Below are 15,616 nucleotides of genomic sequence, written 5' to 3'. Positions count from 1 at the left end.
AAAGTGTTTGTCTGCATCCTCCCCGACGACCATTACACTAATTTGCGCTGCTATCAGCGTATCAGGGTTCCCACATGAATGCAGAAACGCCACAAGAAAACCCGAAGATGCTGATTCAGGGACTTGGCAAAGAGTATGGCAGCGTCACAGCTCTTGAGCCCAGCAACCTGACCGTCAATACCGGCGAATTCGTCACCCTTCTTGGTCCTTCCGGTTCAGGAAAAACGACGCTTTTGCAGATGATTTCCGGTTTGGTCGAGCCGACCCATGGCGAACTGTGGGTTGATGGGAAAAACTATACCCGTACAGCTGTGAACAAGCGCGACATGGGTTTGGTGTTTCAGCATTATGCTCTGTTCCCGCATATGACGGTCAGCGAGAATATCGCCTTTCCGCTGAAAATGCGCGGCACGGAATCGAAAGAAGTAAGTGCGCGCGTTTCGGAAACACTCGCTAAAGTGCAGCTCGAAAAATTCGCCTCGCGCTTTCCGCGCGAGCTTTCTGGTGGGCAGCAGCAGCGCGTGGCTCTCGCCCGATGCTTCGTTTACCGCCCGCAGATTATTCTGATGGATGAACCGCTTGGCGCATTGGACAAAAATCTGCGCGAACATATGCAGTTTGAAATCAAGCGTCTGCATCGCGAGTTTGGCACAACGGTCATCTATGTAACGCATGATCAGGAAGAAGCGCTGGTTCTGTCCGACCGCATCTGCCTGATGAACCATGCCAAGATCGAACAGCTAGGCACACCCCGCCAGATTTATAGTGAACCGTCCACCGTGTTTGCGGCAAAGTTTATCGGCATGTCCAATATTCTTGGTGGTAAAATCACTGGAGTCTCCGGCGATCACGCCCTTGTTGATACTCAACATGGTCAGTTCCCCGTTCACAACAAGCACAAGCTTCCAGTAGGCAGCGATGCGCACATTGTTCTGCGCCCTGAGCAGATGAAACAGGGCCGGAGCGACAGCACGGATGTCAGCAACATCACCGGAATTGTTTCCGAAGTCATCTATGTTGGTTCCGATACGCGCCTTCTTGTCACGCTGAAGGACGGCGAGACAATCATCGTCCTTCATGATGGTGTAAGCACGATGCCATCTGCGGGTGATCCGATCACCTATCACTGGCACAATCAGCAAGCGGTGTTGGTGGCATGAATACAGCAACAAACACGTCTCGCCTGCCGGCCTTTATGAAATCAGGCCCATTCAAATTCGGACCTTTGTGGCTGGCACTTCCGGCAATCGCTTTTCTGTGCATCTTCTTTCTCGTGCCGGTGTTCCGTCTTCTCGCACTGAGCGTTCAGGACACCAGTGGAACCCTGACAACTGTTCACTATGCACGCCTGATTGACACGGAAGTGTATTGGCGCATTCTCAGCATCACATTTCGCATTGCCGCGCTGACAGCCCTGTTTTCTCTGCTGTTGGGATATCCGCTCGCCTATTGGCTCTCGGGTCTGAAGGAAAACCGTCGAAACCAGATGCTTCTGCTGGTGCTCGTTCCCTTCTGGACCAGCTATCTCGTCAAGACGTTTTCCTGGATGCTGCTGCTGGGCAATGATGGCATTTTGAACCGGCTGTTGAGCGGTGCCGGGCTGATCAACGGGCCATTGCCATTGATGTATAATGAGTTCGGCGTAATCGTGGGCATGGTCCATGCGATGATGCCGCTGGCTGTGCTCACTATGATGCCAGTTATGGCAGGCATCGACCGCAGGCTCGGTCAGGCGGCTGGCACTCTTGGTGCCGGAAACTCGCACCGGTTCTGGATGGTCTATTTCCCTCTGTCCATTCCCGGAATGGCTGCGGGTGGATTGCTCACCTTCATCACCTCGCTCGGCTTCTTTATTGTTCCGGCTTTCCTCGGCGGACGTCAGCAAACAATGTTGGCTCAACTAATCATCGTGCAGGTGCAGGAACTGGTAAATTGGGCCTTTGCTGGAGTGCTTGCCACCATGCTGCTGGTTACGGCCATGCTTGCCTGCTGGATTTACAATCACCTCTTCGGCCTGTCTTCACTCTCATCGGGTGCGGGCACCCGTGATGCGACTTCAGACAGTATCCTGCGCCGTTGGGGCCTCGTGTTTCTCGAAAAGCTTGCAAGCGTAACAGCAATTTTCAGCGATCATCTGCCATCGCGCCTGCGTGTTCTTCCGGCCTATGTAACAGCAGTGTTGGTGTTTCTCATTGCACCTACATTGCTTGTGATACCAATTGCATTCACCAGTTCCAACTTCCTGGAGTTTCCACCTCCGGGCTACAGCCTTCGCTGGTTTGAGACCTATTTCAACTCTCCAATCTGGACGTCCGCCACTGTACGATCATTCGGCGTCGCCTTCGTTACAGCCATTCTCGCAACGCTTATCGGTGGATTTGCAGCGCTTGCGGTTGCACGTTCCCGCTCACGCTGGAGTGGACTGATCTTCGCTTTCATGCTGGCACCGATGATCGTTCCGCGCATCGTGATCGCCGTGGGCCTGTTCTATCTGTTTGCACAGATTGGCCTAGTCGCAACCAACACAGGTCTGGTGATTGGCCACACGGTTCTGTCAATTCCCTTCACTTTCGTTGCGATTGCAGCAGTATTGAAGAGTTATGACTGGCGGCTCGATCAGGCGGCTTTGTCTTTGGGTGCCGGTCGTTTCCAGACATTGCGGCTTATCACCGTCCCACTGATCAGCGGCGGCATCGTCTCTGCATTTCTGTTCGCCTTCGTCACATCCTTTGACGAACTGACCATTGCGATCTTCGTAAGTGGTGGACTGAAATCAACGCTGCCGAAACAGATGTGGGACGATATGATCCTGCAGCTTAATCCGACACTGGCTGCCGTTTCCGTTGTGGTTCTGACCATCGTCACAGTTGTCTTGCTTCTGGCAGACAAACTGAAGCGGAGCTGATCCCGGCAAGCTTCCAACCAAACACTCACCATTTCCTCCCGATTGCTGGCCTGATTGACAGGCCAGCAATGTGAGACAGGCTAATCCAAATTTACAGGTTTAAAGACCATGCCGACCTCCCATACATTCATCGATCTATTACTGGAAAAGGCTGCAAACACACCTGATAACCTGTTTGCCCGGCACCCCACAGGCGATATCAGCCTTGCAAGGCTGGAAAACGCATCTGCAATAATCGCCAAAGCTGCGCGAAAACGGCATAGGCCCAAAGATCGCGTTGCAGTCATGATGCGCAACAGCCCGGCAGCGCTGGCAGTCATTTACGCCGTTACGCGTTCCGGCGCGACATGGATTCCTGTTAACACCGCACTCAAAGGCTCAGGGCTGGACTATATAATAAGCCATAGCCAACCGGCACTGATTGTTGCTGACAGCGAATATTGCTCGGTCATTGCCGATTGCGGCGCAGCACAATTGCCCGCCATTCTCGAAATCGACAACCCGGCAATGCCAGCATATGAAGCAGGTGTGCAGTTTGAAGCAGCGCTCCCCACTGCTGATGATATTGCCGCAATCATGTATACATCCGGTACTACCGGCCCAGCAAAAGGCGTTCTGGTGACGCACCGGATGCTACGTCTCGCAGCAGAAGCAGTCGCAGTTTGCTCGGACGCCAAAGACCACGACGACTTTTATATGTGGGAGCCATTCTTCCACATTGGCGGTGCTCAAGTCTTGCTCCTGCCTCTTGTACGCAACGTCACCCTCACCATCTCTGACCGATTCAGTGCCAGCCGTTTCTGGGATGAACTGCGACAGGCGGGCTCAACCCATATCCACCATCTCGGCGGCATCATTCAGATTCTCTTGAAGCAACCACCGTCGGAAAAAGATCATGATCACAATGTGCGCATTGCATGGGGAGGCGGATGTGCAACGGAAGTCTGGCGGGCTTTTGAAGAGCGTTTCGGCATTCAAATTCGCGAATGCTACGGCATGACCGAAGCCTCCAGTCTCACCACCTTCAATGATAGCGGCATTGTTGGCTCAGTGGGGCGAACGGTTCCATGGTTCACCGTCAAACTCGTCGATGAACATGGTGCTCCCGTTACAGAGGGGAAAGGTGAAATCGTCGTAACCACCTCAATCGAAGGTGCTATTTTCCCCGGCTACTATCGCAACCCGGAAGCCACGGCCAAGGCTTTGCGCGCCGACGGTTTCTTCACAGGCGATCTGGGGTCTCGGGACGAAGACGGCAACCTCTTCTTTCACGGTCGCATGACGGACAGCGTGCGCTGCAAGGGCGAAAATGTTTCTGCCTGGGAAGTTGAGCATGTCGCCGCAGACCATCCTGATGTGGAAGATTGCGCAATGATCGGAGTTGCCGCCGAGATTGGCGAGCAAGACATCAAGCTTTTCGTGCAACCCAAAATTGGCACCGTACCCGATGCCAGCGTCCTGAGCGACTGGCTGAAAAGCCGCCTCACTCACTATCAGCTGCCGCGTTACATCGCTTTCGTCGATGCATTTGAACGCACGCCAAGCCAGCGCATCATGAAACACAAGCTACCCAAAGCCACTGATGGTTGTTGGGACCGGCTCAATCAATAAGAAGGAGGAACAAGCCCATGACTTCAGTCGAAAAAAAAGCGAAGACTGACATTCTTATTTCCGGTACCGGGGCCTTTTCCGGACGCATCGCGCTTGACCTTGCCGCAACATCTGAAGAGGCGCTGCATGTGGTGATTGCTGGCCGCAATCGTGATCGTCTCAGCTGGCTGAAAACGGCATGCAACGCACGCGCATCCATGTTCAGCAAGCCGATCACCTTCGACACCTATGAAATCGATCTGGTGAAGGAAGGCGCAACTGATCAGCTGATTGCAGACACAAAACCAACCATCGCTGTGCAGGGCGCATCGATACAAACTTCCAGCGTCATTTCGGATACAGGCAATCAGTGGACGGCCCTCGTAGCTGAAGGTGGCCTTTCCGCTACTGCGGTGTTTCAAGCACTCATCTCAAGCAGAATGGCGCGATCAATAAGCACATTTTCGCCAGCAACGGCACTCATCAATTGTGGCTTTCCAGACGTTGTGAACGGCATGATCACTGCGATGGGCTATAAAGTTCTGAGCGGCACGGGCAATGTTGCCATTCTCTCCAACGTTTTCGCTGGAGCAAAAGGCATCACCGATCAGAAGCGCGTTCAGGTCATCGCACATTATCAGAACCTTGCTGCATGGCGCAAACACGCTTCTGAACGCGTCGGCACCCGCCCTTGCCGTGTGTTCATCGACGGCAAGGAAATCGCTGACATCTTCAAGGAATTTGAAGCCGTGAAACTAACTACAGAACCGGCGATCGAAATTTCCGGTGCAAGCGGTGTCACCCTGATCGCTGCTTATGCGGCCAATAAGTCATGGACAGGTCATGTCCCGGGACCAAATGGTTTACCGGGTGGCTACCCAGTTAAACTGGAAAACAGAATCTTGCAGCTGAACCTGCCGGAAAGTGTCAGCCAACAGGAAGCAATTGACTGGAACTCATCCTTTGAAGAGGAGAAAGGGCTAATCATCAAGGATGGTCGTGCAGAATATACGGGCGCTCTGAAAGCCGCCCTTACACGACATGGCTTCCGCTACGCGAATGGTTTTGATGTGGCCGATCTGGAAGAAGTTTGTGCAGATATGCTGAAACTACGCGATACACTCAGCCAGCAAAAGCATTAAATCCACCGATGAAAATGCAACCACTTGGCGCAGTCGATATCAGCGCCAAGTACACTCTACGCCACTAAGAGCCCACGCAGGATCGTCCCGGCTATTGTTTTTGCTGCATTCGCATAGTCGGCTTCTTTCAGCTCACTGACATCAAGCGCATCGCAAGCCAGAGCTTCAAACTCGACATAAAATTGTGTTGCCGACCAAAGCAGAATGAACAAATGCCGAGCATCCACAGGCACAATTTTGCCTTGAGCCGCCCACGCATCGATCACACCCGCTTTTTCTGACGTAACGCGCCGCATATGTTCGCGTGCATCCATAGATAGATGCTCCGCACCCTGCAAAATCTCATTGGCAAAAAGGCGCGTTTCGGCTGCATTTTCCCATGCATGATTAAGCTTTGCACGAACATAGGCTTCAATCGCCTCCGCCGGCTCACGGTCAGCTGATATATGCCTGAACGCATCATCCCAGCTGTGAATCAGCTGGTCGATCGCTGCGTTGTAAATCTCTTCTTTGGACGAGAAATAATAATAGACGTTGCCCTTCGGCAGTCCTGAAGCCTTCGCAATTTCAACGATACGCGCGCCATCAAGACCCTTGCGAGAAAAAATCTCAACAGCGGCTGTGAGTATCTTGAGAACGTTTCGCGCTCGGATCGGCTCATCAGAAGCCACCTGATTTGCAGGCTCCACTTCAACCGATCTGCTTTGCTCTACCATTGGTTATCCCATTATTTTTAAATATTTTTTCCCGGGCTTACCGCCCCGGTCAGTAATGCGCAATCATCCACAGGCCTATCAATACAACTGTATGAGACCTTTGGAATCGAAGCACTAATAAAAAAGAAGTTGACAATATGGTCAACTTCTTTTCATAAAAAGCTGACAAAATGGTCAGGTTCCTGAAAATGACCTGATGACCGCCACCTTGGGGAGGGTGCGAATGGCTATGCTGCTACGGGTTGCAATGGAGGAGTTTCTGTCAGATTGGTCCACCGATCTGCCTGAACCATGGCGCGCTCTGCTCGGACATGTTGCTCTCGATTTTGATGGAATCGCTTCCGAACTGGAACTCGAAGTCTGGGAACCGATTTTTCCCGTTCGTCGTGGAAAACATTTTCCGGGAATGCCTGCTGGAACCCATTGCTTACGCGCTTTCGACGGAATTTCTCCAGACGACGTGACTTGCGTTGTTCTTGGTCAGGATCCCTATCCCGAGCCGGGCTTTGCAACCGGACGCGCTTTTGAAGCAGGAAACCTTGCGGGTTGGAACGAACTCAACAAAATGTTCTCCAAAAGCATTCGCGCTTACACACAGCAAATCGTTGCAGCGCGTACAGGCGACATGTCTTATGCGCGGAGTTTTGACGATTGGCCAAAGACTTTGACCGCAATTGAAAGCAGTGCGGTCGAGCTGGAACACCCTTCCAAAATTGCCGACCGATGGATTTCTGAAGGTGCCCTGCTCCTCAATGCTTCACTCACACTTACGCGCTTCAAGGTCGATATTGACCCTCATCAATCACAGGGGCATCTCGTTCTCTGGCAGCCTTTGATCATAGAAACACTGCGTACTCTTGCAGCGCGTGGAAAGCCGCTGGTGTTTCTGGGGTTTGGCGACGCGGCTGCGCAGGCCCTCGCACTGGCAGGCATTGACGAAACCGTTGGCGGAAATCTGCGCTGCGTTCTGCGCGATCATCCGGCGCGCGCTGACGAAGTGCTCTCCCGCCCTAATCCATTCATTCTTTGCAACGATTTTCTGGAGGAGATGGGTGCTCAGCCCATCGCTTGGTAACATGGCCGCAACGAAGACATTCGATTACATCATCATCGGTGCCGGTTCGGCTGGCTGTGTTCTCGCCAATCGCCTTTCCGCCGATCCGGCCAACAAGGTGCTTTTGCTGGAGGCTGGAGGACAGGACCTCAACCCGTTGTTCCGGCTCCCCATGTTGATGGGCAAGCTGTTTCATTCGGGCATCTACAACTGGCACTATCACACAGAGCCTGAACCCCATCTCAATGATCGCTCGCTTTACTGGCCGCGTGGAAAAGTGCTTGGCGGCACCTCCACCATTAACGGCATGATCTATGTACGCGGAAACCGTCACGACTATGATCGCTGGGCGCAAATGGGTGCAACAGGCTGGTCGTATGATGAGGTGCTCCCAGCATTCCTGCGTTCTGAAACCCATGTGCAGCGCAAGGATGACTTTCACAGCACTAAAGGCGAATTGACCGTCTGCCGTGCACGCGGCTGGAATGGTTTGCTCGACGTTTTCAACGAAGCTGGTGAACAAGCCGGTTATCCATTGAACGACGATTTCAACGGTGGAGAACAGGAAGGCTTCGGCCGGTATGACTTTACCATCACTAAAGGCAAGCGCTGCTCTGCAGCCTATGCTTTCCTGCGTCCGGCAAAAAAAAGCGGCCTAACCTGACGATCATCACCCGCGCCCATACAAGACGCGTGTTGATCGAAAATGGTCGCGCCGTCGGCGTCGAGTACAGCCGAAAAGGCAATGTCACCAAAGTCCACGCTGATCGTGAAGTGATCCTGTCGGCAGGCGTGGTCAACTCCCCCGCAAATCCTCATGCTTTCTGGCATTGGCGCTGCCGACGAACTCGCCGAACACAACATCGAGGTCGTGCAGGACCTGCCCGGTGTGGGCAAGAACCTTCAGGACCACGTTGATTGCGTCATGGCCTATGAATGCCGCGAACCGGTCACGCTCTATTCCGATCTGCGCGCCGACAAACTCACATTGTCTGTTATTCAGGGCATGTTGTTTGGGGAAGGTATCACCACGACCTTCCCTTATGAGGCCGGGGCTTTTGTCAAGTCGCGCGCCGATCTTGCGGCACCCGATATCCAGCTGCATTTCATGCCTGCGCTTGAAAAGACTGCCAACCTGCATTTTCCTAATCCGTTCAAGAAAGAACGTGTGGAAGCCAATCATGGTTTCTCTCTACGTGTTGGTCCGGTCAATCCGGAAAGCCGTGGCGAAATCAAATTGCGTTCAAGCGATCCGATGGACCGCCCCCGCATCAAAGCCAACTATCTGCAAACCGAGTTTGACATTCGCACCATGATCAACGCCATCCGCATGACGCGGGATGTCATCAAGCAGAAAGCTTTCGACAAATATCGTGGCAAGGAACTTGCGCCCGGCCCAGCGGTCGAAACTGATGCAGAACTGACCAAATGGCTGCGCGCCAACGCAATGACGACCTTCCATCCGGTTGGCACATGCAAGATGGGCAACGATCCGATGGCTGTTGTCGACGCTCAGCTGAAAGTTCACGGCATTCAAGGCCTGCGCGTTGCGGACGCTTCAATCATGCCAATCATTTCCAGCGGCAACACAAATGCTCCGGCGATCATGATCGGGGAGCGCGCCGCTGAATTCATTCTCAAGGAGGCCTCTTAATGATCGTCGAGCATCGCACTTATACCTTCAAGCCCGGCACGGTCGACGGCTGGCTCAAGAAATATGAAACCGAAGGTCTGCCGATCCAGAAACGGCTCCTCAATACGTTTCTAGGGCTCTATGTCAGTGAAATCGGGCATCTGCACCGGACTGTTCTGATGTGGCGCTATGACAGTCTCGCAGATCGCGAAGCGCGGCGTACCGCCATGTATGCTGATCCCGAATGGCAAACATTTATCTCCGGTGTCTGGGCGCTCGATGCAATCCAGACTCAGGACGTGATGATTATGAACCCGGCATCATTTTCGCCGGGCGCATAAAGCAGCCGGATGCAACAGTGCATCCGTAAGTCCAAGGGCGGCGCATGAGCCGCCCCAATAAAAATTCGGATACCGAACTTCCAGAGCAAGGAAATGGGAACATGACGAACAAAGATTCAAATCAAATCAATCTGCTGCGCCGTTCCGTCGACCGCAGAAGCTTTCTGAAGACGACGGCCGGCCTGGCCGCTTTCAGCATGACCAATGGCCTGCTGACCGCAGCGTCCTATGCCGCAGGCGGTCTCGTCGCGCTTGTGCATACGCAGGCTGCAGGTGATGCGAGTGCTGTGGACTCCATGATCGCCAAGCTCAAGCAACTTGCCGACGAACACGGCTTTCAGTCACGCGCTGTCTATGCGCAGGACCCGGCAACCTACGAAACCATCTTCCGCACCCTGGGCGATGCGGGCGCTTCCGTAATTGTTTCAACGTTCAACGAAGTTGCAGAACCCTTCAAGGCCCTGGCCCCTTCCTATCCAAATACGAAATGGGTCCAGCTCTTCGCCGATCCTTTTGAGCCAGCGATTCCGAATGTCGTAACAGTTTCGTATGACTATTATCTCGGCTGCTATCTATCGGGAATTTTTTGCAGCGCGCTTAAGCAAATCCGGCAAGCTTGGCTTCATCGGCGGCGTGTCCATTCCACCAATCAATGCCGATTATAATGCATTCAAGGCTGGCGCCTTGTCTGTGCGTCCCGATGCGTCAGTTGCAGTTGCTTTTGCAGGCTCATTCCAGGACCCGGCAAAGGGCCAGGAAATTGCGACGCAGATGTATTCAAGCGGCATCGACTTCATTCAGACGGACGCTGCAGCAACCGATTTCGGCATTATTGCTGCAGCGAAAGAAGGCGAAGGACGCCTCGTAAGTGTGCTTGATCCTGCCCAGTTCCCGCAAGGGCCGAAGAACGTGATTTCGATCGTCGGCCTCGACTTCGGCAACTCGCTCTATAATGAAGTCAGCAAGGCTGTCGGCAACGATTTTGCTGGCGGCACACACGAGCATACAGGTCTTGGAACCGGCGTAATCGACTTTATCCCGTCGCCGCTTTTCGCCGAACAGGGACCAGCAGATCTTGTGGCCAAGGCAAAGAAGTTGAACCGGAAATAGCAGCGGCACGCACAGCGATCCTTAACGGATCACTGAAAGTTCCGTTCAACACAACGCTCTGATTTCCGACTGGATCATGCTGCTATGAACAAGGCCAGCCCCCCCATATTTGAATGCCACGATGTGACCGTGCGATACGGTTCCATCGTTGCGCTCTCCGATGTCGGAGCCGTTTTCGAACGTGGCAAGATCCACGCCGTTGTGGGTCAGAACGGCGCCGGAAAAACGACCTTCGCCAGAGTTCTGGCTGGCCTCGTTCGTCCAGCATCAGGCGAACTGAAAATTGATGGCCGCCCATTACTGGGCGGCAATGTCAGGGATGCCCGTCGTTCGGGCGTCGAGCTTGTACATCAGAGTTTTGCGCTTCCACCATCCTTCACCGTTGCCGAGGCCATGCAGTTCGGTGCGGAAGGTGGAGGCCTCTTCTCAAAAACGCGTCTGGAAAAGCGTTGGCAACCGCATCTCGACGCACTTGATGTAAAAGTAAAAGCCAAGCAGCGTATCCGCGACCTGCCGGTGGAAACCCAGCAAGGCGTTGAAATCGCGCGCGCCCTCGTCTCCGACGCCAAACTTCTCATCCTCGATGAGCCGACTGCGGTTCTGTCACCCGAAGGTGCAGATAAGCTTTTCGAGCGCGTCCGCCGTCTTAAAGAACGCGGCGTTACCGTGATCCTTATTCTGCACAAGATCAGAGAGGTTCTGGCGATTGCCGATACCGTTACAGTCCTGCGTGGTGGAAAGCTTGTTGATGGACCACTGCCCTGTGAAGGGATCAATGCCGATAAGCTGGCCGAGCTGATTATAGGTGCTGCTGCTGCAAAAAGCCTCAATGCAGACGATAAAGCCGCACTGACAGGCACAACAATCGCTACACACGCTCATGAGGATGTGGACGCTCAGGGCAGCGCGCCAACACTCAACCCAATTCTGCGTATGACCAATGTTTCAACGCGCCCCGACCCGGAAGGTCCGGCACTTAATCAGATCAGCCTCAACATTCACCCCGGTGAGATCATCGGTGTGGCTGGCGTTGAAGGCAATGGACAGCGAACGCTGGTCCGCGCAATTGCAGCGATGGCTGATGTGACTGACGGCAACATTGCTATCGACAGTAAGAATTTGACCAGCGCACCTCTTGCTGTACGAAGAGCTGCAGGCCTGCGCATCATTCCTTTCGAGCGTAATGTAGAAGGCCTGAGCCTGACCAGTTCGCTTTGGGAAAACTGGGCTGCACGCAGTCTTCTTCAGAAGTCGCTGCTATCGACTATCAGCCCCGCCGCCATCCGTAAACAATGCGATGCAGCTCTCAAAGAATGGGACGTGCGCTATTCAGAAGTAGGACAGCGCGCTGGCTCGCTATCCGGTGGCAATGCACAGAAGGTCATTCTGTCTCGCGAAATGGATCAGGACGCGCGACTCATACTCGCAGCACAGCCAACCCGTGGCCTGGACATTGGTGCGACTTCCTTTGTTTGGGATTCGATGCGCAAAGCACGGGCGCGCGGTTGTGGATTGATGTTCATCTCGTCTGATCTCGATGAAATCTTCGACATTTCTGACCGCGTAATCGTCATGTTGTCCGGGCGTATCGTTGCCGAATTCCGACCACCTTACGACCTTGCAGCGGTTGGTGCCGCTATGACAGGAGTCCATCAATGATTGACCGGCTCGTTTCCGTTTTTCGCGCGCTGATCTTCATTCTGATCGGCCTCGCACTATGCGGCATCATCTTTCAGGCCGCAGGCTATTCAACCGGGCTGATGTTCCAGTCTATTGCCGAGGGAGCCTTCCTGCGGCCCGGCGCGCTGCAACAAGCTTTGCGATGGGGCCTGCCACTGTTCATCACAGCGGTTGGCGTTGCTGTGTCCTTTCGCGCAGGCTACTTCAATATCGGTGCGCAAGGACAATTCTATATGGGTGCCATTGCAGCCGCATTCATGGCCGAATGGCTGAATGGTGCGCCTGCGCCAGTCCTCATAACCGCTTGTTTCCTTGCTGGCATGACTGGTGGCGCGTTGTGGGCTCTCTGGCCCGGACTGTTGCGACTAAAATCCGGCGCTGATGAAGTCATCACCACCCTTATGGGTAATTTCATTGCGGGACTGTTTCTCCTCTATGTCACGGCGGGGCCTCTTAAAGACCCCTCCGGTACAGGACAGCAGGCATCGAGCCGCCCATTGGCAGGCGTCTACCGCATCAGTGACTCTCTCGGACTATCGCCCACCATCATTGCCATCGCCGTTATTGTTGGTCTGGCTATGTGGTTTCTGATCAACCGAACCGCTTTCGGCGTGCTTTCGGGACTTGCGGGGCGCAACCCGACAATGGTGCAATGGCAGGGTGCCCGAACATGGCGCATCGGGCTTGCCAGCTTCCTTCTGAGCGGTGCCCTTGCAGGTCTTGCAGGTACAATTGAATTCATGGGCCCCAATGGCCGTCTGACTGGCGGCTTCCTGCCGGGGCATGGATTTACGGCAATCCTGATCGCACTTGTCGCCAATTTCTCCGTTGTCGGAACGGCTTTCGTAGCGTTGTTTTTCGGTGGTCTCGCTTCAGCCGCTCTTTATCTCCCGATTATGGCTGGCCTGCCTTCCTCGGCAATCGACATCATCAATGCAGCCATTGCTCTTTTCATCACCGCAAAATCCAGTGTCGTCGACCGGATAGCAAAACTCGGAGGACGGATATGGAAGACTTCGTAATCGCGATCCTGCGTTCAGGCACACCGCTGATTTATGTCACCCTTGCAGGCGTCATCGCTCAGCGAACCGGTATCTGGCATCTGGGGCTTGAAGGCCTGATGATTGCAGGTGCCTGCGCGACAATCATCGGCATTGTACTCACACAATCAATCTGGTTTGCGCTTTTGATTGCCATTGTCGTATGTGTCGTCGGATCGATCCTCTTCTGGTTTGTGGTCGAAAAACTCAAAGCCAATCAGATCATCGCAGGTCTCGGGCTTACCGGATTGGGTCTAGGCGGCACTGCTCTTGCTGTACAATCGATTTTCGGAACACAAGCAGCCGTTAGTGCTCCCTTTGGCCTGCCGCGCATTGGGCCGGCTTTCGGGGCATATGGCTCACTTTCGATCCTCGTCCTGATGATGCCGTTTGTCGTATTCGCCATGTGGGTCGTCTTGCGAAGGACGCGTTTCGGTCTGCGTCTGGCGGCAGCGGGCGAACATCCATTTGCAGCGCGCAGTGTTGGTGTCAATCCAGCCGTTATGCGTCTCGTAGCACTGATGATTGGTGGGATACTATGTGCACTCGCAGGCGCAGAGCTTGCAGCCGGTAGCCTTCAGATCTTTACTCAGAACATGACTGCCGGTCGTGGTTTTATGGGTTTTGCCGCCGTTATTTTGGCGCGGGTCATCCGATTGGTGCAAGTCTGGCAGCCACGTTCTTCGCGGTTGTGGGCGCGCTCGGCATCAGGGCACAGCTCGCTTTCGGCGATCGTGTCCCCATGATCTCTGCTTGCGCTTCCTTATATCGCCACCGTTGTCGGAATCTGGGTCAGTACTCAGTTGCGCGGTGGCACAAAGGCCGCCAGCGGCTTTAGTGAACTACGAGATCAGTAGTCGCAACAATCAGGACGGATCGATGACCATGAAACAGAAGCAGACGATAATCAAGAACGCGACTGTCCTGACAATGTGCGCGCAACATGGAAGTCGCCCAATTCAGGGCGACCTCCTGATTGAGAATGGGCGGATTTCTGCTATCGGGCAGAATCTCTTGTCTGCTCCCGATGCAACTATTATTGATGGCAAGAACCGGCTCATCATGCCTGGTCTTATCAACGCTCATACACATTCCAGCGAGACATTCTTTCGCGGGCGCTATGAAGGCATGCCGCTCGAAATCTGGTTGCTCTACGCCTATCCGTTGCTAATGGGGCCAGTCATTGATGAAAGACTGCTTTATCTTCGCAGCCTGCTGTTAGCGATGGAGTCGTTGCGCAATGGCGTCACAACGATATGCGACGATTTTTTCGACCCGCCTGTACATGATCTGTCCCGGCTTTCAGCCGTTTTCAAAGCATATGAAGACGCTGGCATTAGGGCCAATGTGTCGAGCGCTGCGATGAATATCCATACGTTGGACGCACTGCCTTATGCCCGAGAGGTAATGCCGCTCGATTTGCAGAAACAGCTCGATTTCGGATCGCCGATGTCAGCCAACGCCTATATGGATTATTGCCGTTCTGCCTTCTCTGCGCTGCATGGCGCGGCTGGTCGTATCAATTTTATGCTGGCACCGTCTGCACCGCAGCGCTGTACCTCGGAGTTGCTTCAGGCCTGTCATGCCCTTGCAGTAGAAATGGGTGTGCCTTTGCATACCCATATTCTTGAAACAAAAACCCAGGCCGTTACTGGCCACGAGCTCTATGGCAAGAGTCTCATCGCCTATATGCACGATTTGGGGGTTCTCTCGCGCAACACCACTGTTGCCCATTCTGTCTGGGTCAGCGAGCAAGACATAGAACTAATGGGCGCGGCCAAATGTTCAGTTGCACATAATGCGATTTCCAATCAAAAGCTTGGCGCGGGCATTGCGCCCATTCGCCAGCTTATCGATGCAGGCGTGACCATTGGACTTGGAACGGATGGTGTTTCTTCGAACGATACCGCTCGCATTTTCGACGTTATGCGTGTGGCAGGACTGATCCACAGTGTATCCGGCCCTGATTACAAGCAATGGATCTATGCCGACGAGATACTCAAGATGGCCACGATTAATGGTGCGCGCAGCGCGATGCTCGAAAACGTCACCGGCTCACTTGAAGTCGGCAAGGCAGCAGACTTATTGATCCTCGATCTGACCACCCTCAGCTTTACACCGCTCAATGACGTTGCGCGGCATCTGGTCTATTCAGAGAATGGCTCATCGATCGAGACTGTTATGGTGGCTGGTGAAATCGTCGTTCATCAGGGGCGTATGCGCTCAATCAATGAGGCCACTATCCTTGCTGAAATCCGTGAACTTGTGCCGGCACATCTCGCGGAACATGCCAAGCTGGAACAACGCAACGCCGCGTTTCATTCGACCATGGCCGAAATCCATCGCCGGGCAACGTCAAAAGATATCGGCATGAACCGCTATGCGAGAACTCCCCGCCAATAAGT

The 15,616-nt window shown here is 53.8% G+C and carries 16 protein-coding genes; 15 read left to right on the top strand and 1 reads right to left on the bottom strand.

Annotated elements, in window-relative coordinates:
- Positions 1-74: 74 nt before the first annotated feature.
- The 4 genes from C9380_RS12495 (at position 75) to C9380_RS12480 (ending at position 5,637) form a co-directional block, all read left to right on the top strand.
- Positions 75-1,160: an ABC transporter ATP-binding protein gene (locus tag C9380_RS12495; RefSeq protein ID WP_128093673.1), complete on the top strand. Its 1,086-nt coding sequence runs from the start codon at positions 75-77 to the stop codon at positions 1,158-1,160.
- A complete protein-coding gene (locus C9380_RS12490) occupies positions 1,157-2,905 on the top strand; it encodes an ABC transporter permease subunit (protein WP_024897997.1) in 1,749 nt (582 codons plus the stop codon). Before C9380_RS12495 ends, C9380_RS12490 begins: the two co-directional genes overlap by 4 nt.
- Before the next feature lie 108 nt (positions 2,906-3,013).
- The gene (locus tag C9380_RS12485) at positions 3,014-4,516 is read left to right on the top strand and encodes an AMP-binding protein (protein WP_128093672.1); all 1,503 of its coding nucleotides are present in this window, start codon (positions 3,014-3,016) and stop codon (positions 4,514-4,516) included.
- A gap of 17 nt (positions 4,517-4,533) precedes the next feature.
- The gene (locus C9380_RS12480) at positions 4,534-5,637 is read left to right on the top strand and encodes a hypothetical protein (RefSeq protein WP_128093671.1); all 1,104 of its coding nucleotides are present in this window, start codon (positions 4,534-4,536) and stop codon (positions 5,635-5,637) included.
- A gap of 56 nt (positions 5,638-5,693) precedes the next feature.
- Here the strand turns inward: C9380_RS12480 and C9380_RS12475 are convergent, their stop codons facing one another.
- Positions 5,694-6,353, bottom strand: coding sequence for a TetR/AcrR family transcriptional regulator (locus C9380_RS12475; RefSeq protein WP_051514772.1), 660 nt, complete (start codon positions 6,351-6,353; stop codon positions 5,694-5,696).
- Positions 6,354-6,576: 223 nt separating this feature from the next.
- Here C9380_RS12475 and C9380_RS12470 point away from each other — a divergent pair, with 223 nt between their 5' ends.
- From C9380_RS12470 to C9380_RS12435, 11 genes are all read left to right on the top strand, one after another.
- Positions 6,577-7,428: a uracil-DNA glycosylase family protein gene (locus C9380_RS12470; protein WP_247877650.1), complete on the top strand. Its 852-nt coding sequence runs from the start codon at positions 6,577-6,579 to the stop codon at positions 7,426-7,428.
- Complete coding sequence (locus tag C9380_RS27470; protein ID WP_252869771.1) at positions 7,406-8,071, top strand: GMC family oxidoreductase; 666 nt, start codon at positions 7,406-7,408, stop codon at positions 8,069-8,071. The genes C9380_RS12470 and C9380_RS27470 overlap by 23 nt, the downstream gene beginning before the upstream one ends.
- Positions 8,072-8,100: 29 nt before the next feature.
- Positions 8,101-8,325 (top strand): GMC family oxidoreductase N-terminal domain-containing protein, encoded by a 225-nt coding sequence (locus C9380_RS27465; protein WP_252869770.1) that lies wholly within the window; start codon positions 8,101-8,103, stop codon positions 8,323-8,325.
- Complete coding sequence (locus C9380_RS27460) at positions 8,225-9,061, top strand: GMC oxidoreductase (RefSeq protein ID WP_252869769.1); 837 nt, start codon at positions 8,225-8,227, stop codon at positions 9,059-9,061. Before C9380_RS27465 ends, C9380_RS27460 begins: the two co-directional genes overlap by 101 nt.
- Positions 9,061-9,381, top strand: coding sequence for an NIPSNAP family protein (locus tag C9380_RS12460; RefSeq protein WP_128093670.1), 321 nt, complete (start codon positions 9,061-9,063; stop codon positions 9,379-9,381). The genes C9380_RS27460 and C9380_RS12460 overlap by 1 nt, the downstream gene beginning before the upstream one ends.
- Positions 9,382-9,425: 44 nt before the next feature.
- Positions 9,426-10,046: a BMP family ABC transporter substrate-binding protein gene (locus C9380_RS27455; protein WP_252869768.1), complete on the top strand. Its 621-nt coding sequence runs from the start codon at positions 9,426-9,428 to the stop codon at positions 10,044-10,046.
- Positions 10,015-10,491, top strand: a complete 477-nt coding sequence (locus C9380_RS27450; protein ID WP_252869767.1) for a BMP family ABC transporter substrate-binding protein — start codon at positions 10,015-10,017, stop codon at positions 10,489-10,491. The genes C9380_RS27455 and C9380_RS27450 overlap by 32 nt, the downstream gene beginning before the upstream one ends.
- Positions 10,492-10,575: 84 nt before the next feature.
- Complete coding sequence (locus tag C9380_RS12450) at positions 10,576-12,150, top strand: ABC transporter ATP-binding protein (protein WP_105706105.1); 1,575 nt, start codon at positions 10,576-10,578, stop codon at positions 12,148-12,150.
- Positions 12,147-13,193, top strand: a complete 1,047-nt coding sequence (locus C9380_RS12445; protein ID WP_105706103.1) for an ABC transporter permease — start codon at positions 12,147-12,149, stop codon at positions 13,191-13,193. The genes C9380_RS12450 and C9380_RS12445 overlap by 4 nt, the downstream gene beginning before the upstream one ends.
- Complete coding sequence (locus C9380_RS12440; RefSeq protein WP_252869766.1) at positions 13,178-13,957, top strand: ABC transporter permease; 780 nt, start codon at positions 13,178-13,180, stop codon at positions 13,955-13,957. Before C9380_RS12445 ends, C9380_RS12440 begins: the two co-directional genes overlap by 16 nt.
- Before the next feature lie 133 nt (positions 13,958-14,090).
- Complete coding sequence (locus C9380_RS12435; RefSeq protein ID WP_128093669.1) at positions 14,091-15,614, top strand: amidohydrolase family protein; 1,524 nt, start codon at positions 14,091-14,093, stop codon at positions 15,612-15,614.
- The last annotated feature ends 2 nt before the right edge of the window (positions 15,615-15,616 follow it).

Source organism: Brucella pituitosa (assembly GCF_003049685.1).
Classification (GTDB): domain Bacteria; phylum Pseudomonadota; class Alphaproteobacteria; order Rhizobiales; family Rhizobiaceae; genus Brucella; species Brucella pituitosa.
Note: the sequence above shows the minus strand (reverse complement) of the source record. Positions and strands in the feature narration are given on the sequence as shown.